General features: G+C 30.0%; 19 protein-coding genes, 1 pseudogene and 1 riboswitch. Of the genes and pseudogenes, 8 read left to right on the top strand and 12 right to left on the bottom strand.

From position 1 onward, the window contains the following. Positions 1 to 26 precede the first annotated feature (26 nt). Positions 27 to 623 carry an NUDIX domain-containing protein gene (locus AJN70_RS07365; RefSeq protein ID WP_070295659.1) on the top strand — a complete coding sequence of 199 codons (597 nt, stop codon included), beginning with the start codon at positions 27 to 29 and terminating at the stop codon, positions 621 to 623. Positions 624 to 654: 31 nt separating this feature from the next. Here the strand turns inward: AJN70_RS07365 and AJN70_RS10065 are convergent, their stop codons facing one another. The 4 genes and pseudogenes from AJN70_RS10065 to rpmB all read right to left on the bottom strand — a co-directional run bounded on the left by AJN70_RS10065 (position 655) and on the right by rpmB (position 2,316). Next, on the bottom strand, positions 655 to 1,089 hold the full coding sequence (locus AJN70_RS10065) for a CZB domain-containing protein (RefSeq protein WP_410002406.1): 435 nt from the start codon (positions 1,087 to 1,089) through the stop codon (positions 655 to 657). A 3-nt stretch (positions 1,090 to 1,092) separates the two neighbouring features. Continuing rightward, positions 1,093 to 1,341, bottom strand: a pseudogene (locus AJN70_RS10060) (methyl-accepting chemotaxis protein); the annotation flags it as partial. Between the two features lie 420 nt (positions 1,342 to 1,761). Then, positions 1,762 to 1,977, bottom strand: a complete 216-nt coding sequence (locus AJN70_RS07355; RefSeq protein ID WP_070295657.1) for a YdcH family protein — start codon at positions 1,975 to 1,977, stop codon at positions 1,762 to 1,764. A gap of 144 nt (positions 1,978 to 2,121) precedes the next feature. Beyond that, the gene (rpmB, locus tag AJN70_RS07350; protein WP_002854974.1) at positions 2,122 to 2,316 is read right to left on the bottom strand and encodes a 50S ribosomal protein L28; all 195 of its coding nucleotides are present in this window, start codon (positions 2,314 to 2,316) and stop codon (positions 2,122 to 2,124) included. A 139-nt stretch (positions 2,317 to 2,455) separates the two neighbouring features. Here rpmB and rpe point away from each other — a divergent pair, with 139 nt between their 5' ends. From rpe to thiC, 3 genes are all read left to right on the top strand, one after another. Beyond that, entirely contained in the window at positions 2,456 to 3,103 is a 648-nt protein-coding gene (rpe, locus tag AJN70_RS07345; RefSeq protein ID WP_070295656.1) for a ribulose-phosphate 3-epimerase, read from the top strand. Continuing rightward, positions 3,100 to 3,855 (top strand): 3'-5' exonuclease, encoded by a 756-nt coding sequence (locus AJN70_RS07340; RefSeq protein WP_070295655.1) that lies wholly within the window; start codon positions 3,100 to 3,102, stop codon positions 3,853 to 3,855. Before rpe ends, AJN70_RS07340 begins: the two co-directional genes overlap by 4 nt. Before the next feature lie 26 nt (positions 3,856 to 3,881). After that, a riboswitch (TPP riboswitch) is annotated at positions 3,882 to 3,986 on the top strand. A gap of 56 nt (positions 3,987 to 4,042) precedes the next feature. Beyond that, on the top strand, positions 4,043 to 5,335 hold the full coding sequence (gene thiC / locus AJN70_RS07335) for a phosphomethylpyrimidine synthase ThiC (RefSeq protein ID WP_070295654.1): 1,293 nt from the start codon (positions 4,043 to 4,045) through the stop codon (positions 5,333 to 5,335). Here thiC and AJN70_RS07330 read toward each other — a convergent pair. The 6 genes from AJN70_RS07330 to AJN70_RS07305 are packed head-to-tail and all read right to left on the bottom strand — an operon-like array spanning position 5,327 to position 9,473. Next, entirely contained in the window at positions 5,327 to 5,845 is a 519-nt protein-coding gene (locus tag AJN70_RS07330) for a hypothetical protein (RefSeq protein WP_070295653.1), read from the bottom strand. The two genes, thiC and AJN70_RS07330, sit on opposite strands and share 9 nt — an antisense overlap. After that, a complete protein-coding gene (locus AJN70_RS07325) occupies positions 5,835 to 6,362 on the bottom strand; it encodes a hypothetical protein (protein ID WP_058000740.1) in 528 nt (175 codons plus the stop codon). The genes AJN70_RS07330 and AJN70_RS07325 overlap by 11 nt, the downstream gene beginning before the upstream one ends. After that, positions 6,359 to 7,318, bottom strand: a complete 960-nt coding sequence (locus tag AJN70_RS07320) for a clan AA aspartic protease (RefSeq protein WP_070295652.1) — start codon at positions 7,316 to 7,318, stop codon at positions 6,359 to 6,361. The genes AJN70_RS07325 and AJN70_RS07320 overlap by 4 nt, the downstream gene beginning before the upstream one ends. Before the next feature lies 1 nt (position 7,319). Beyond that, entirely contained in the window at positions 7,320 to 7,949 is a 630-nt protein-coding gene (locus AJN70_RS07315; protein WP_002891782.1) for a lysophospholipid acyltransferase family protein, read from the bottom strand. Continuing rightward, on the bottom strand, positions 7,933 to 9,234 hold the full coding sequence (miaB, locus tag AJN70_RS07310; RefSeq protein ID WP_002867613.1) for a tRNA (N6-isopentenyl adenosine(37)-C2)-methylthiotransferase MiaB: 1,302 nt from the start codon (positions 9,232 to 9,234) through the stop codon (positions 7,933 to 7,935). Before miaB ends, AJN70_RS07315 begins: the two co-directional genes overlap by 17 nt. Further along, positions 9,231 to 9,473: an HP0268 family nuclease gene (locus tag AJN70_RS07305; RefSeq protein ID WP_002851103.1), complete on the bottom strand. Its 243-nt coding sequence runs from the start codon at positions 9,471 to 9,473 to the stop codon at positions 9,231 to 9,233. The genes miaB and AJN70_RS07305 overlap by 4 nt, the downstream gene beginning before the upstream one ends. A gap of 127 nt (positions 9,474 to 9,600) precedes the next feature. Here AJN70_RS07305 and nusA point away from each other — a divergent pair, with 127 nt between their 5' ends. Next, entirely contained in the window at positions 9,601 to 10,689 is a 1,089-nt protein-coding gene (nusA, locus tag AJN70_RS07300) for a transcription termination factor NusA (protein ID WP_002871185.1), read from the top strand. 15 nt (positions 10,690 to 10,704) lie between these two features. On the opposite strand, the gene AJN70_RS07295 is transcribed toward nusA, so the two are convergent. After that, positions 10,705 to 11,892: an MFS transporter gene (locus tag AJN70_RS07295; protein ID WP_052858161.1), complete on the bottom strand. Its 1,188-nt coding sequence runs from the start codon at positions 11,890 to 11,892 to the stop codon at positions 10,705 to 10,707. Between the two features lie 73 nt (positions 11,893 to 11,965). Here AJN70_RS07295 and AJN70_RS07290 point away from each other — a divergent pair, with 73 nt between their 5' ends. From AJN70_RS07290 to recG, 3 genes are read left to right on the top strand one after another with little or no spacing between them, the layout of a single operon-like run. Then, positions 11,966 to 13,012 (top strand): dehypoxanthine futalosine cyclase, encoded by a 1,047-nt coding sequence (locus tag AJN70_RS07290; protein ID WP_070295651.1) that lies wholly within the window; start codon positions 11,966 to 11,968, stop codon positions 13,010 to 13,012. Then, a complete protein-coding gene (locus AJN70_RS07285; RefSeq protein WP_070210023.1) occupies positions 13,012 to 14,232 on the top strand; it encodes a M16 family metallopeptidase in 1,221 nt (406 codons plus the stop codon). The genes AJN70_RS07290 and AJN70_RS07285 overlap by 1 nt, the downstream gene beginning before the upstream one ends. After that, the gene (gene recG, locus AJN70_RS07280; RefSeq protein ID WP_070210024.1) at positions 14,222 to 16,045 is read left to right on the top strand and encodes an ATP-dependent DNA helicase RecG; all 1,824 of its coding nucleotides are present in this window, start codon (positions 14,222 to 14,224) and stop codon (positions 16,043 to 16,045) included. Before AJN70_RS07285 ends, recG begins: the two co-directional genes overlap by 11 nt. On the opposite strand, the gene ctb is transcribed toward recG, so the two are convergent. Then, positions 16,042 to 16,425: a truncated hemoglobin Ctb gene (gene ctb / locus AJN70_RS07275; protein ID WP_070295650.1), complete on the bottom strand. Its 384-nt coding sequence runs from the start codon at positions 16,423 to 16,425 to the stop codon at positions 16,042 to 16,044. The genes recG and ctb overlap by 4 nt on opposite strands. Positions 16,426 to 16,505: the final 80 nt, after the last annotated feature.

The following is a 16,505-nucleotide window of genomic DNA, read 5'->3' as shown; positions in this document are numbered from 1 at the left end:
GTGAAAAATAAATAAAAGGTTTTATTATGGCGTTTAAAAATTTAAAAGAACTTTCTTTTGAAAAATCAAAATATATTAAGCCTAAGAGATTTGCCTATGAAAGCAATGGTAGGCTTTGTACTTGGGATTTTATAGAATCTAAAGATAGTGTTTCAGTGCTTTTGTATCATAAAGAATTGGAAAGTTTTATTTTTGTACGCCAGTTTCGCATACCGCTTTGGTATCATCAAATGCATGATAAAGATTATATAAAAGATGATAATATGGGCTATACTATAGAGCTTTGTTCAGGGCTTGTAGATAAAAAATTATCTTTAGAGGAAATAGCAAAAGAAGAATGCATAGAAGAACTAGGATATGCTCCTAAAAATTTAGAAAAAATAGGAGATTTTTATACAGGGTTTGGTTCAGGTGTAAGTAAGCAAAGCTTTTATTTCGCAGAAGTTGATGAAAAGGATAAAATTTCTTCTGGAGGTGGAGTTGATGATGAAGAGATAGAAGCTGTTTATGTTAAAGTAGAAGATTTTGAAAAAAAATGTAAAAATATGATAAGAACACCCTTGCTTGATTTTGCTTATATGTGGTTTTTAAAGGAGAAGTGGGGAAAATTAAAGATTATTTAGGTTAAACCTTAAAAAGGTTCAACCTAGGATTTTAATGGCTTGACTCATCAAGCATTTCTTTAAATACATTGAAAAGATCAAGAGATGCATTTTCGGCAACTTCGCATTTCTTAATTATGCTGTGTTGAGTAATATCTTTGCTAATATCTTCTGTATTTGCTATTGTTATAGCATTATTCATATTTTCATGAACTTTTTCATGTGGTTCGTTAATTTTTAAGAAGCTTTTATTTTGTCCAAATCTTTCTTTTCCTGTGCTAGCAAGCCATTTTCCTAAGCGACAAGATGTGTGATCAGCTAATTGCTTTCCTGATTTAGTAAAAATTTCTTTATAACCATTTAATTTAAAAGCTATATGATCTAGTTTTGCTAAAGATACGAAAGCTTCTGAAGCGATACCAACTGCATTTGAATTAGTAGAATGTGCTTCATTTACTAAGTGAGTAAATTTTTCAGAAAAACTCATAATATGAGCATTAGAATCTATGGAAATTTTTTCAACTTGCTCACTTTGAGTATACATTTCATTTGCATTTTGCTTTAGAAGATTAATATTCATTTCAACTTCTGTGGTTGCTTTTTGTGTTTTTTCAGCTAGTTTTCTTACTTCATCAGCAACAACAGCAAAACCACGCCCATGTTCACCTGCACGTGCAGCTTCTATGGCAGCGTTAAGGGCTAAAAGATTAGTCTGATCGGAAACATCTTTAATTAGATTAATTACATTAGTAATTTCATCTACACTTCTATGCAATGTTCCTGCAACATCTCTTGTTTTATTGGCTGATTCTGTAATATCTCCTAAAGAGGCATTGATAGAATTGGCAATATGGTTAAGTTCGTCCATTTCAGCAAGAGAAGTTTTAGAATAACTAGAGATAACTTCTGCTTTATTTACATTTTCCAACATGTCGCCTTGAACAATAGTGATATTTTTTAAAACCCCAGTTAATAAAACATTTAAGAGATCTGTTTTAAGTTTAGATTCTAAAGCCGCTTGTTCTAATGATGCAATTCTATTTTTCAATTCTAAATTTTCTGATCGAAATTTTTCAATTTTATGTGTAAGATTTTTATTTTCTTCTTCGAGCTTTTGAAGATCAGAATGGTTTATTTTGCTTCCAAACATTGTTTTACCTTATTTTTTATAATTTGCTAGATATTGACTAAGTTCATCTTTTACATGGAGTTTTTCTTTTTTTAAGGTTGAAATTTCTATATCTCTAAGAGAAGTTCTACCTTCTTCTGCATCTTTAATCATGTCATCAAGTTCGTTATGACGATCAAACAATTTATCAAAATGAGCATCTTTACCTTTTAGCTCTGACATTAATTCTCTATATTCATGTAGCATAAACTCTCCTTGTATTAGTGAAATTTAAAATTCATTTAATAAGATATTTTACACTATTAAAATATATTTTTGGCTTAAAAAATAATAAAATTAATAATAATTTTTAAATTAGAAATATTAAAATTGAGGAATAAATCCTCAAGATTATTTAGAATTTTGTTTTTTTAGAGTTCTCAGAGTAGAAGCTGCGATTCTCATTTTTCTCGTGGTGCCATCTTCTAAAGTTACACGAACTGTTCTGAGATTAGGTAAAAAGCGTCTTTTTGTTTTATTGTTAGCATGGCTGACATTATTACCCACCATTGGACCCTTGCCTGTGATTTGACATACTCTTGCCATTTTCTTGTCCTTATAAAAATTTTTAAATGAAGATTTTATCAAAATTAAGCTTAAAATATTCCATAATTTATAGTTTTTTTAATATATAAGTCGATAAAATATTATTTATCACATTTATATATAGTTTAAGGTTTTGATCATGTATGTAGCTTCAAGTTTATTGTCTGCAAATTTTTTGAAATTAGAAGAAGAAGTTAAAGCTGTTGAAGCTGCAGGTGTAGATCTTTTACATATTGATGTAATGGATGGACACTTTGTTCCAAATTTGACTTTTGGACCTTGCGTGATCGAAAAAATTTCAACTATTAGCAAGTTGCCATTAGATGTGCATTTAATGGTTAAAGATGTAAGTAAATTTGTAGATCTTTTTATTCCCTTGAAACCAAAATTCATTTCTTTTCATATAGAAAGTGAAGCTCATCCTATAAGGCTTTGTGAGTATATAAGAAGTCAAGGAATCCATCCTGCTATTGTTTTAAATCCACATACCCCCATTGATTCTATCAAACACATGCTAGAATTTGTAGATATGATACTTTTAATGAGTGTTAATCCTGGGTTTGGTGGGCAAAAATTTTTACCTTTAGTGTATGAAAAAATCAAAGAATTACGCCAAATGATTGATAAAAAAAATGCTAAAGTTTTTATAGAGGTTGATGGTGGTGTTAATGGCTTAAATGCTAGCGATTTAGAAGAATCTGGAGCTGATATTTTGGTGGCTGGAAGCTATATTTTTTCTTCTAATGATTATAAAACTGCAATTTCATCTTTAAAGCTTGAATTTTGAGTTTACAGCAAATTGATCAGATTATTTCTATATTAAATAAGCAAAGCAAACCTTATGATTGGGTAATGCAAGAGTTTGCTAAAGTTGAAGAATTAAAAAATTTTGATTTAGATTTGGAAACTTTTGAGCTTTTGGGATTAGGCTTAACTTTAAATAAAGATAATATTTTTACTCTTAAAACACGTACAACAAAAATCAAAGATGAAATTTTTTGTATAGTAGATATAGAAAGTACTGGCGGGGTAAGTAAGGGTGAAATTTTAGAAATTGGAGCGGTGAAAATTCAAAATTCTAAAGAAATTGGACGTTTTCGAAGTTTTGTTAAAGTAAAGGAAATTCCAGAAAATATAACCGAACTTACAGGCATTACTTATAACATGGTAAAAAACGCTCCAAGTTTAATAAAGGTTTTAAGTGATTTTAGACTTTTTTTAAAAGACAGTATTTTTGTAGCACATAATGTGCGTTTTGATTATAGTTTTATTTCCAAGGCTTTAAATGAGTGTGGTTTTGGCATTTTGCTTAATCGTCGTATTTGCACTATAGAATTTGCACAATGTTGTATAGAAAGTCCAAAATATAAACTAGAGGTTTTAAAAGAATTTCTGGGCGTGGAAAATACGCATCATAGAGCCTTAGATGATGCTTTAGCAGCTGCTGAAATTTTTAAATATTGCCTTGGAAAACTTCCTTATCATATAAAAACTACAGAAGAACTTATAAATTTTACAAAGACTGCACGTATAAAGTAAAAATAAATATTTAAAGTGTATAATAAAACATAAATGACGGGAGCTTGTGTAACAGGCTGAGAGTAAGCTAAAAGCTTAGACCGAACCGGATCTGGATAATGCCAGCGTCGGGAAGATTTATAAATTTCAATACTTTAAAAATTTATACTCACCCTTCATTTAGCTAAATTTTTTAAAGGATAAATTTATGAAAACTCAAATGAATTATGCCAAAGAAGGTGTTTTTACTAAAGAAATGCAGATTGTTGCACGAAAAGAAAATTTAAGTAAAGATTTTTTGCTTGAAAATATTGCTTGCGGTAAAATTATTATCCCTGCAAATATAAATCATAAAAGTCTTGATCCAAATGGTATAGGTTTTGGACTGCGTACTAAGGTTAATGTAAATTTAGGAGTTTCGAATGATTGTGTTGATTATAGCGAGGAAATGAAAAAAGTAGATCTCGCTCATAAATTTGGTATAGAAGCGATTATGGACTTAAGTAATTATGGCAAAACAAGTCGTTTTAGAGATGAACTTGTTAATGTTTCAAAAGCTATGATAGGAACAGTTCCTGTGTACGATGCAGTAGGATTTTTGGAAAAAGATTTAAAACAAATTAGTGCTAAAGACTTTTTGGATGTTGTATATCATCATGCTAAAAGTGGGGTTGATTTTATGACAATTCACGCAGGTATTAATTCTCGCGCAGCACATATTTTTAAGCAAAGTAAAAGACTTACAAATATAGTTTCAAGAGGAGGATCTGTGCTTTATGCTTGGATGATGATGAAGGATGCTGAAAATCCTTTTTTTGAGTATTATGATGATTTGCTTGATATTTGTTTAAAATACGATGTAACTTTATCTTTGGGCGATGCTTTGCGTCCTGGTTCTACTCACGATGCAAGTGATGGGGCGCAAATTTCAGAGCTTATAGAATTGTCACTCCTTACTCAAAGAGCTTGGGATGTTGGAGTTCAAGTAATGATAGAAGGTCCAGGGCATATGGCCATTAATGAAATAGAGGCAAATATGCAATTAGAAAAGCGTTTATGTAAAGGAGCGCCTTTTTATGTTTTAGGACCTTTGGTAATAGATATTGGCGCAGGGTATGATCATATTAGTGGTGCTATTGGAGGAGCTGTGGCTGCAGCTAGCGGTGCTGATATGCTGTGTTATGTAACACCTGCTGAACACTTAAGACTTCCAAATTTAGAAGATGTTAGAGAGGGTATAGTTGCGACTAAAATTGCAGCTCATGCAGGAGATATAGCTAAACTTCCAAAAGAAAGAGCAAGAGATGATGAGATGAGTAAGGCTAGGCAAGAGATAGATTGGGAGAAAATGTTTAAACTTGCTATTGATGGAGAAAAAGCCAAAAAAATGTTTAATGAGCGTCGTCCTGATGATTTAAACTCATGTTCTATGTGTGGAAAAATGTGTGCAATGAATACTATGAATCAAATTTTAAAAGGCGAAGATGTGAGTTTAGCTTGAATAAACTTTGAGAGTAAGATCTATAGAGATACCTTGCTCTCCTGCTTTAAGATTAAGTGGATAATCAAGCTTGATTAAGTTATTATAGTTTTTTAGAGCATCAATAAAATCATAAAGCCTTCTAGGATTGTTCATTGTCGCTTTAATGGCTAAGCGGTTTTTTAGATATTTTTCTTGTTTTTCGGGCTTAGTTTCTTGAATTTTTACATTTTGAAAATATTTTTGTAAAAAAATATCAAAATTTCCTATATTAAAATTTTGCTCAAATTGCTCTAAACTTTTGTTGTTTTCGCTTCTTAGAGTTGATATTTTATCTTCACTAAAGTCAAATTTTGATTTAGCGGCTTTTAAGATAGCAAGTTGTGAGTTTTCTCTAAGATTTGCTTGTTTGTAATTTTTTAATGTTGGTAAAAGTAAAAATAAGATCAAGGCTGTGCAAACACTTATAAAACTTAACGTGCAAATGATAAGCTTTAATAAATCAATTTCTTCTAGACTTTTATCTTTCATCTGCAACTCCTGGAATTTGTTTACTAATACTAACAAAACGATACCACCCATTATCTAAGCGATAATAGGTTGTATAGCTTTGATCAAAGATGCTTTTTAAAGGGGTTTCTAAAAGTAGAGTAAACATTTCTCTTGTAGGAGTGACTCCGATAAGCTTTAAGGAATATTCGTCTTGTTCAACACTTTCAAGAGTAATGTTATCAGTTTTTACAATAATATCAAATAGATTTCTTAAGCTTTCTTTAATAATTTGATTTTGAGTGTTAAAATTTTTCGCTATTTGGCTTTGATCAAATAAAATTTCATAAAGCATTTCATTTTGCTTAGTTTGATTCTGAAGCACTATAACTTGTTGTTTTTCATCATCGATAGAGCTATTGATTAATGCAATTTTTATTGTATATGTAAAATATATTAGCAAGATAAATAATATACTAAAACCAAAAAGTCCTAGCCAAATTTTATCAAAGAGTGTGAAAATAGGTTTTTTTCTTGGCTGTATGAAGCTATAAGTCATTTAAGCTCCTTTTGCATCAATTCTATCATAAGATCTAAGGTGTTGATTTGTTTCGTTTTTATCTCTAAAAAAGTTTCACTTTCTAAAAAATCAATAGCACTTATGTTAATATCTGATTCGCTATATAATAAAATACCATTGATAAATACCCCAGCATATTTATCATCATTATAAAATTTTTCAATGCTCGTAATAATATAACGGCAAAGTTCCATATCATTGCTAAATTGATTTAATTCATCAAGATTAAAATTATCATTATTATCCAAAGTTTCAAGATTATTTTCTTGATCAAGTAGGTCAAATTTACTATTTAAGGCTTCATTGAAGTTATCTAAGGTAACTTCAGTATCATCGTTGTTGTTTTCAATTTCTTGATTATCTTCTGATGGAAGTTCAAGCTCTAAACCTAATTCTTGCTCAAATATTTTAAAATCACCGTATAAAATAGTATTGCCTTTAGCAACAATAATTGCCAAAAGATGTCCTTGTTTAAATCCATAAAGTAAAATTTGATCATCAGGCTGTTTTTCTTTTTGTATATTGTAGTAAAGAAGGGCAAAAGGGGAATATAAAAAATCTAAACCTCTATATTCTTCAAAAAGCTCGCTATAATATTCCACATGTTCGGTAGCCGTATAAACAAGGGCATTATTAAACAAAATATGCTGTAAGCTGATTTTTCCTATATTAAAGTGCTCACAATCTTGAATATTTGTACTAGGTATTAATCCTTGTTCTTTGGCGTCTAAAAATAAAGCAGTGTGGTAAAATAAGAAATGCTTGCTTAAATTTTTTATGTATTCTAATAAATTTTCACTTTTATCAAAAGTTTTTTCATTGCTACTGATTAGTTTATTTCCTCTGTAAATAGAAGCTTTTATAATATTTTTTTTATCTTCTAAAATAATACTAATAAAAAGTTGTGGAAATATTTTTTTAAGTAAAAATAACATTTCATTCCTTAAATTGATCAGCTAAGCTAATTTTATCAAATTGTTCCATTAGAAATTCTTTAGCTTTTTCTTTATCTAAAGATAAAATATCCAAAGGTTCACTTAGACTATAAGTAATCTTACTAAAAGGTTTTGGCAAGATCATCTTATCCCAACTTTTAAATTCCCAAAAACGATTTGCTTCATAGTTTAAAATTCTTATCTTTAGTTCTTTTTTTTGAGCCAAAATGATAGAACCATCTGAAATACTATGATAAGGCCCACGTGGACCATCAGGCGTGATAACTATATCGTCATTTTGTTCTAAAACTTTAAATGCAGCTCTAAGTGCACTGCTAGCACCCCTTGAAGTGCTTCCTCTTACAGTATCAAGACCGAAAAGCTTGATGATTTTTGCAATTTGTTCTCCATCTTTATGGTGGGAGATCATGACATAGGCTTTTTTATTTTTTTGTCTATAATGTCTAAACGCAAAAGGCATGAGTGCTAATTTTCCATGCCAAAAAAGTATCACACTAGCTTTACGGTCAACTTTTTCACCTTTATAGTGTTTTTTACAGCTTAAAAAAATAAGCCATTGCAAGATGAAAATTATATATGTTAAGCAATGGATTTTAAACGATTTCCCCATATAAAACCATACGCTTTGCATTAGTGATTTTTACTTCTTTAAATTGCCCTAAAAGTTCTTCGCTACCTTCAACTTGAACTAAAAAATTATTATCTGTTCTTCCAGCAATGCTATTGCCTGCTCTTAATTCTTCAAATAAAACTTTAAAAGTTTTATTTTCTTGTTTTTTTACAATTTCATCTAAAATTTCACTATGACGATTTTGTAAGGTGCTAAGTCTTCTTGAAGCTGTTTCTTCATCGATTTGATTAGGCATGGTTGCGGCTTTTGTTAAAGGGCGTTTGGAGTATTTAAAAGAAAAAATTTGTTCAAAACGCACTTTTTCCAAAACATCCATAGTTTCTTCAAAATCTTTTTCACTTTCCCCTGGAAAAGCTACAATAATGTCTGTAGAAATGCTAACATTTGGACAAAGTTCTCTAAGTTTTAAAGCTCTATTTAAATACCATTCTTTAGTATAGCCACGCTTCATAGCTTTTAAAATTTCACTTGAGCCGCTTTGTAAAGGCATGTGCATGGATTTGCAAACTTTTGGATTATTGGCAAAAACTTCTAAAAATTTATCATCCATATGCAAAGGATGTGGACTTGTAAAGCGAATGCGTTCCAAATCTTCTATAGTACTAAGTTCTTCTAAAAGATCTGAAAAGTCCATTTTTTTATGTTCGTTTCTAAATCTTTTGCCGTAGTTATTGACATTTTGTCCTAGCAAGAAAATCTCTTTAGCGCCTTTTTCAACGGCTTTTTGAGCTTCTTTATAGATAATATTAAAAGGTATGGAAATTTCATCTCCTCTAGTATGTGGCACTATACAATAAGTGCAGTGTTTATCACAACCTATGGAGATATTAATATAGGATTTATAAATACTATTTCTAAAATCTGCAAAAGCAAATTCACTTTCATCATAGTCTATGTCCACGCCCATAAATTTTGGAGTTTTTATAGCTTGAGTGATTTTAGAAATATTTCTTGCCCCTAGAACAAAATCCACATAAGGAGCACGTTTGAAAATTTCATTTCCCAAATGCGATGCAGTACATCCACAAACTCCTATTTTAGCACCTTCTTTTTTAACTTTTTCAAAACCACCTACTTCTGAGAAAAGTTTATGCACAGGTTTTTCACGCACTGAACAAGTGTTGATGAGAATAAGATCTGCTTCTTTGATATCTTCTGTTAGTGCGTAATTTTCTTTTTGTGTTAATTCTGCGATCATATGCTCAGAATCTCTGACATTCATCGCACAACCTAAAGTTTGGATAAAAAGTTTTTTAGCACTCAAAGAATATGTACCTCATACATAAAATCATTATCATCAAGTCCGTATTTTACGGTTCTATGATAAATGCTTACTCCTTTTTTTTCAAAATGATTTACAAGGGCAATGAGTTGTTTGTGTGTATTATCTTTATCAAAATAAAAAAACTTTTGTCCTTCTTTTTCTATAGCCTCTTCGATTTTTTCTAGGCTAATATTTTTAGGTTTTTCATTAATCAAAGTTCTTGCCAATTTTAATTCCATAGCTAAATCCTTAAGAATTTTCATTTTAATCTATAATTTTAGCAAATTTTACTTTTAATTAAACTTATTAAGGATATAATTTTTATCTACATTTTTAAATTTCCCACAAAAAAAGGTTTTATAAAATATGGAAAAGATAGCAGATATTATCGAATCTATTGCTAATGAAAAAAATTTAAACTTAGAGAATGTAAAAGAAAAAGTAGCTACCGCTTTAATCAATACTGCAAAAAGAATTTATGGACAAGAATATGAGTTTTTTGTAGATCCTAAAAATTTAAATCTTTATCAAAAAATTACCATAGTAGCAGATAATGACGAGAGATTACAAAATAAAAGTGAGAGTTTTATCGCGCTAAGTAAGGCAAAATCAGAAGCTCCAGATGTTGAAATAGGAGATGAATTAACTTATGAATGTTCTTTGGAAAATTTAGGAAGAACTGCGGTAAATACCTTGCATAAAGAACTTGAATATCATATACAAAAATTATTAGAACAAACTATTTTTGAAAAATATAAAAACAAAGTAGGGCAAATGGTTTTTGGTACAGTTGTTAGAGTGGATAATGAAGAAAATACTTTTATTGAAATAGATGAATTAAGAGCTTTTTTGCCAAGAAAAAATCGCATTAAAGGGGAAAAGTTTAAAATCGGTGATGTGGTAAAATCGGTGATACGCCGTGTTTATACAGATAAGGGTATTAAAATCGAGCTTAGTCGTACAAGTCCTAAATTTTTAGAATGTTTACTTGAAGCTGAGGTTCCAGAAATCAAAGATGGTTATGTCAATATTATAGGATGTGCTAGAATTCCAGGTGAAAGAGCAAAAATCATTCTTCAAGCCAATGGAGCAAATATCGATCCTGTAGGTGCTACAGTAGGTGTTAAAGGTGTAAGAATTAATGCAGTAAGCAAAGAGCTTCATAATGAAAATATTGATTGTATAGAATTTACAAATGAGAGTGAAATTTTAATTTCTCGTGCCTTGGCTCCTGCTATTGTAAATTCTGTAAAAATTGAAGATAAAAAAGCTATTGTAAGTTTAAATAGCGAACAAAAAAGTAAAGCTATAGGAAAAAATGGTATTAATATTCGTCTTGCTTCTATGTTAAGTGGTTATGAAATAGAGCTCAATGAATTAAGCTCGTCGCAGCTAAATAATGCCATCAGCAATGAAGAAGCAATGAAAAATCTTCAAGATTTGTTTAAAATTTAAAATATTTGTGAATTTTCACAAATATTTTTTATAAAACCACTTCCAATAAAATGCCGCAAAGATAAAAATCATACCCAATAAACTTGTAATCAGTTCTAAACTCAAGCCTATTTCAAATAAAAAGCCCATAAGCATTGAAATAATAGCGCTAAAACTAAGATAAATCATATCTGTATAAGCAATTACTCTGCCATGATATTCTTTGTCGGCATTTTTTTGTATCATAGTGTAGGTATAAGCCCAAAGCGCTGAGGTAAAAAAACCTGCACCAATTAAACCTAAAAAAGAAATATAAAAATTAAATTGAGTTAAAGCCCAAAGTATAATACCAAAACCTTGACCAAGATACATGTAAAATAAATTTTTATCATTAATAAATTTGCTTAAAACCATAGGTCCTATAGCTAAAGAACAAGCACGTACTGCATTTAAAAACCCTATTACTAAAGCAGCAGATAAAACTTCTTTATATTGATGTTGTGCTAAAAGCGTAACCAAGGTTTCATAAGCAGTTAAACCTATAAAAGCGTGAAGCAAGATAAGATGAAAAATTATCTTATTGTTTAAAACATAGAAAAATCCTTCTTTTATCATGGTAAAAAAGCGACTTTGTGTTTTTTGATGAAAATCAGGAATGCTTAATCTTACTAAAAAAGAAATGCCTATGAGTATAAGTACACAGTCAAATAAAAAAGCGGTTTTAACTCCTAGAAAATAAATAAAAATTCCCGCACTTGCCATACCTGCTGTATAAGAAATCGCCCAAATGACACTGTGCATTTCATTAGCGAGTTTAAGTTCTTGAGGGGTTAAAATTTTCGCCAATAAACTCATTTCAGCTTGAAAATAAATCGAAGCAACGCAAAGTCTTATGAAGATTAAAATAAACAAAAGCCAAAGCATGCTAAGACTTGTGACAAAAATAAGACAAAAAATAGAAATTAATTCTATGCTAATCATACTGAGTAAAAGTTTTTTAGGTTTATTTTTCTCTACTATGACGCCATTAATAGGAGCAAGTAAAACTCCAGGTAAAAAAGCAAGCATAGCACTTGTAGCTGTTGCCCAAGTAGGAGCATTAAGCTCGACTAAAAGGGTAAAAACTCCAGTTTGAGAAAACCATGCTCCAAAATATACTATAAACTGAACCGAAGCTAATATTCTGATATTTTTATTATTTTTTAATAGTTCAATGTAATTCATAAGCGAAACTATAGCATAATTTATATTTTAAATGCTATAATTATTTTAATTATGTAAAAAACAAGGAAAAATTTTGAAAAGACTGGATAAAAAAGAAGCTTTAGATTTATTACATCATGCGAGTTTAACAGAACTTGGAGAAATGGCTTATAAAAGAAAATTAGAATTTCATCCTGAAAAAATTACCACTTTTGTTGTAGATAGAAATATTAATTATACCAATGTTTGTTGTATTGATTGTTCTTTTTGCGCTTTTTATCGCCATCATAAAGAAGATGATGCTTATATTTTAAGCTTTGAAGAGATAGGCAAAAAGATAGAAGAGCTTGAAGCTATCGGGGGTACACAAATTCTTTTTCAAGGCGGGGTGCACCCAAAATTAAAAATAGAATGGTATGAAGAATTAGTTTCTTGGATAAAAGAACATTATCCAAATATCACTGTGCATGGTTTTTCAGCAGTTGAGATCGCTTATATTGCAAAAGCATCTAAAATTTCAATCACTGAAGTGTTAAAAAGATTACAAGCTAAGGGTTTATTTTCTATACCAGGAGCGGGAGCTGAGGTGCTAAGCGATAGGGTGCGTGATATTATCGCACCAAATAAATGTGATACAGCTACTTGGTTAGAAGTACATCGCCAAGCTCATAAAATCGGCATGAAAAGTACAGCTACCATGATGTTTGGAACGGTTGAAAATGATGAAGAAATCATCGATCATTTTGAGCATTTGAGAAAATTACAAGATGAAACAGGTGGTTTTAGAGCTTTTATTTTATGGAGCTTTCAAAGTGATAATACTGCTTTAATCCAAAAACATCCAGAGATTATGAAACAAAGTTCTAACAAGTATTTAAGACTTTTAGCTTTAGCAAGACTTTATTTAGATAATTTTAAAAATTTACAAAGTTCTTGGGTAACTCAAGGCTCGCTTATAGGTCAACTTGCTTTAAAATTTGGGGCTAATGATTTAGGCTCAACCATGATGGAAGAAAATGTAGTAAGCGCTGCAGGAGCAAGTTATAGAATGAATCAAGATGAGATGATAAGGCTGATTAGAAGTTTAGGCGAAAATCCAGCTAAACGCAATACCGCTTATGAAATTTTAGAAAGGTTTTAATGCAGTATTTAGAGAGTAGGGGTGTTAAAATCCCTTTTATTTTTGAAAAAAATTCCGATTTTCCTATTGTTGTTTTAAAGCTTGTTTTTAGAAATTGCGCTAGAAGTTATGATGAAATAGCAGGCTTAGCTAAGATGTTTTCACGTATTTTAAATGAAGGCGTGGATGATAAATTTTTTAAGGATTTAGAATTTAGAGCGATAAATTTAGAGGCAAGTAGTGGTTTTGAAAGCTTGGAAATCAATCTTTCTTGCTTGAAAGAAAATTTTGATTTTGCTTTAAAGAGTTTAGAAAAATTGCTTTTAAAACCAAGAATGGAAGAAAAAATTTTGCAAAAATTAAAAATCAATGCCTTAGGTGAACTTGCGAGTAAAAATAGTGATTTTGATTATTTAGCAAAAAATTTACTCAATGCTCAAATTTTTAAATGTAAAGAATTTCAAAGTCCAAACGATGGAGATGAAAAAAGTATAGAAACTTTGTCTTTAAAAGATCTGAAAAATTTTTATAAAAATTTTATCCATCTTAGTGATTTGGTTGTGATTTTAGGAGGAGATTTAGAAGAAAAACAAGCCAAGGAAGATCTTTTAAAACTCTTATCAAAACTTCAAATAGGTAAGAAAAATACTCCAAAAAAATATGAGTTAAGTAAAAACATCAAAGATGAAATTTTGCTACGCCCAGAAAGTGAACAAGCTTATATTTATTTTGCTACGCCTTTTTTTGCCGATTTTAAAGATAAGGATTTATATCTTGCAAAAATTGCATTATTTGTTCTAGGGCAAGGAGGATTTGGTTCAAGGATTATGGAAGAAATTCGTGTTAAAAGAGGTCTTGCATACTCAGCTTATGCTATGCTTGATATGAATATATCTTTTTCTAGAGTTTTTGGATATTTACAAACTAAAAATGAAAGCGCTAAAGAAGCTAAAAAAATCGTAAAAGAGCTTTTTGAAGATTTTATAAAAAATGGTATTACTCAAAACGAACTTGATCAAGCTAAAAATTTTCTCATAGGATCAACTCCTTTGCGTTATGAAAGCTTAAGCAAGCGTTTATCTATGTCTTTTAACGAATTTTATCAAGGTTTAAAATTAGGATATTATAAAGAAGAGTTAAAACTTATGGAAAAGGTTAAACTTGAAACCATAAATGCTTATATTAAAAAACATCAAGAGCTTTTAAATATAAGTTTTGCAAGCATACAAAATGAAAATTAAAGAAAGTGATTATGAATTTTTTAAAAAATTAAAAATTAGAAGTGCTATTGATTTAGCGCTTCTTTTACCTAAAAAAATTGAAAATTTAAATCCAAGTAAAAATCCTAAAGAAAATGAAATTTGTACCCAAAAAATCACTATAAAAAGCGTTAGTTCAAGAAAAAATCAACTTTTTGGTTTGGGTTTTTGTGAAGAATGGCAAGAAAATATCTCTTTTGTGTTTTTTCATCCTAGAGCTTGGCATTTTGGGATTTGTAAGGTAGGAAAAGAGCTTATTTTTAATGCTAAACTCTCACGTTTTAATCACACTTGGCAATTTAACAATCCTAAAATTTTAACTTCTTTTGAGGGTTTTAGTCCAAAGTATCAAATTTTAGGCTTAAAAGATACAAAAATTGCTGCTTTTATACATAAATATCTTAACTATGAAAATTTAAAAGAAAGTGGCATAGAGGATAAATATATACATTTTCTTTTAAATTTACATGCCTATGATGAAAAAAGTTTTTTTATGTTTGAAAATTTGCAAAATTTTAGCAAAGATTTAAAATATATAGAAATATATAATTTTTTAAAGCGTTTAAAAGCTAAAAAAACACATTTTAAAGCTCATCAAATCAATGTTTTTAATATAGCCAATTGGCTTAAAGATTTGCCTTTTTCTCTTACTAAAGATCAGCTTAATGCCTTAAAAGATATAGAAAAAGATTTGCATTCAAAAGAAGCTAAAAGGCGTGTGATTATGGGTGATGTAGGGTGTGGTAAAACCTTGGTTTTGCTTGGTGCGGCTTTGATGGTTTATCCTAAGCAGGCTATTTTAATGGCACCTACTAGTATTTTAGCGTATCAGCTTTATGAAGAGGCTAGGAAATTTTTACCTGATTTTATGAATATTTTGTTTATTAAAGGGGGTAAAAAAGAAAAAGATTTAGAACAAAATATCCAAAAAGCAAATCTTATCATAGGCACTCATGCTTTAATTCATTTAGAAAGTCATAATGCCGTACTTGTAATGATAGATGAACAACATCGTTTTGGGTCAGCTCAGCGTGAAAAAATTCATTCTTTAAATAAGCAAGAATTTACCCCTCATTTTATACAGTTTTCGGCTACGCCTATTCCAAGAACTTTAAGCATGATACAATCTGAACTTTTAAATTTTAGTTTTATTAAGCAAATGCCTTTTAAGAAGGATATTGCAACTTATTGTATACAAAATGAAGGTTTTTCTAAGCTTAGCGAGAAGATCAAGGAAGAAATTGCTAAAAATCATCAAATTATCATTATTTATCCCTTAGTGAGTGCTAGTGATAATATTCCTTATCTTTCTTTGGAGCAGGCTAGGGAGTATTGGCAGAGTCATTATGAAAAAGTTTTTGTAACTCATGGAAAAGATAAACAAAAAGATGAAATTTTAGAGCGTTTTAGGGATGAGGGAAATATTTTATTAAGCACTACAGTGGTGGAAGTGGGCATTTCTTTGCCAAGATTGAGTATGATAGTGATTGTGGGAGCGGAACGTTTAGGACTTGCTACCTTGCATCAACTTCGTGGTCGTGTAGGTCGTGTAGGGCTTAAAAGCACTTGTTATCTTTATACTAAACTTAAAGAAATTCCAAGTCGTTTAAAAGAATTTGCTAGCACTTTAGATGGGTTTAAAATAGCAGAGCTTGATCTTAAAAATCGTTTGAGTGGAGATTTGCTCGATGGTTTTATGCAGCATGGAAATGAGTTTAAATTTTTTGATTTTTCTAAGGATGAGGAGATTTTAGAAAAGGTGAAAAAAGATTTGGCAAAAAAATTGCCAAATTAATGTCCACCGTACTTATAAAGCATATTTTGAAAATGTGAGGCTATCATTTGTGCACGCTGTAAAATGACATTTTTCATTTCCTTATTATAAACTATATTTAAACTTTCTTCAAAAAGTTTTAGCCAAATTTCAAAAAACTCTTGAGGAAAAGGAGGTAGATCTAAGTGCTTTTTTAAGGGTTGCCCATTATAATCACCTTCGCCTAGAAGCATACCTGCCCAAAAATTTCCTATTTTTGCTTTATGTTCTTTCCATTCTTCATCGCTTGTTCCAATAGCATTGTTAAAAATAGGACCTAAATCTTTATCTTTTCTAACTTTTTCATAAAATATTTCCATGAGTTTTGCTATGCTTTCTTGATTAATTGTTTCAAATTTCATATAAACCTTTCTTAAATGTTAATTTTATGGCGTTAATATAGCAAAAATAAGATAAATTAAATTTAACATAAGTTAAGAAT

Source organism: Campylobacter sp. BCW_4341, assembly GCF_001764255.1.
In the GTDB taxonomy this organism is placed as follows: domain Bacteria; phylum Campylobacterota; class Campylobacteria; order Campylobacterales; family Campylobacteraceae; genus Campylobacter_D; species Campylobacter_D jejuni.
Note: the sequence above shows the minus strand (reverse complement) of the source record. Positions and strands in the feature narration are given on the sequence as shown.

What these genes read in the sequence shown, in the direction of transcription:
- AJN70_RS07365 (WP_070295659.1), top strand. Translation starts at nt 27, where the DNA reads ATGGCGTTTAAAAATTTAAAAGAACTTTCTTTTGAAAAATCAAAATAT.
- AJN70_RS10065 (WP_410002406.1), bottom strand. Translation starts at nt 1,089, where the DNA reads ATGAGTTTTTCTGAAAAATTTACTCACTTAGTAAATGAAGCACATTCT.
- AJN70_RS07355 (WP_070295657.1), bottom strand. Translation starts at nt 1,977, where the DNA reads ATGCTACATGAATATAGAGAATTAATGTCAGAGCTAAAAGGTAAAGAT.
- rpmB (WP_002854974.1), bottom strand. Translation starts at nt 2,316, where the DNA reads ATGGCAAGAGTATGTCAAATCACAGGCAAGGGTCCAATGGTGGGTAAT.
- rpe (WP_070295656.1), top strand. Translation starts at nt 2,456, where the DNA reads ATGTATGTAGCTTCAAGTTTATTGTCTGCAAATTTTTTGAAATTAGAA.
- thiC (WP_070295654.1), top strand. Translation starts at nt 4,043, where the DNA reads ATGAAAACTCAAATGAATTATGCCAAAGAAGGTGTTTTTACTAAAGAA.
- AJN70_RS07330 (WP_070295653.1), bottom strand. Translation starts at nt 5,845, where the DNA reads ATGAAAGATAAAAGTCTAGAAGAAATTGATTTATTAAAGCTTATCATT.
- AJN70_RS07325 (WP_058000740.1), bottom strand. Translation starts at nt 6,362, where the DNA reads ATGACTTATAGCTTCATACAGCCAAGAAAAAAACCTATTTTCACACTC.
- AJN70_RS07320 (WP_070295652.1), bottom strand. Translation starts at nt 7,318, where the DNA reads ATGTTATTTTTACTTAAAAAAATATTTCCACAACTTTTTATTAGTATT.
- AJN70_RS07315 (WP_002891782.1), bottom strand. Translation starts at nt 7,949, where the DNA reads ATGGGGAAATCGTTTAAAATCCATTGCTTAACATATATAATTTTCATC.
- AJN70_RS07305 (WP_002851103.1), bottom strand. Translation starts at nt 9,473, where the DNA reads ATGGAATTAAAATTGGCAAGAACTTTGATTAATGAAAAACCTAAAAAT.
- nusA (WP_002871185.1), top strand. Translation starts at nt 9,601, where the DNA reads ATGGAAAAGATAGCAGATATTATCGAATCTATTGCTAATGAAAAAAAT.
- AJN70_RS07295 (WP_052858161.1), bottom strand. Translation starts at nt 11,892, where the DNA reads ATGAATTACATTGAACTATTAAAAAATAATAAAAATATCAGAATATTA.
- AJN70_RS07285 (WP_070210023.1), top strand. Translation starts at nt 13,012, where the DNA reads ATGCAGTATTTAGAGAGTAGGGGTGTTAAAATCCCTTTTATTTTTGAA.
- recG (WP_070210024.1), top strand. Translation starts at nt 14,222, where the DNA reads ATGAAAATTAAAGAAAGTGATTATGAATTTTTTAAAAAATTAAAAATT.
- ctb (WP_070295650.1), bottom strand. Translation starts at nt 16,425, where the DNA reads ATGAAATTTGAAACAATTAATCAAGAAAGCATAGCAAAACTCATGGAA.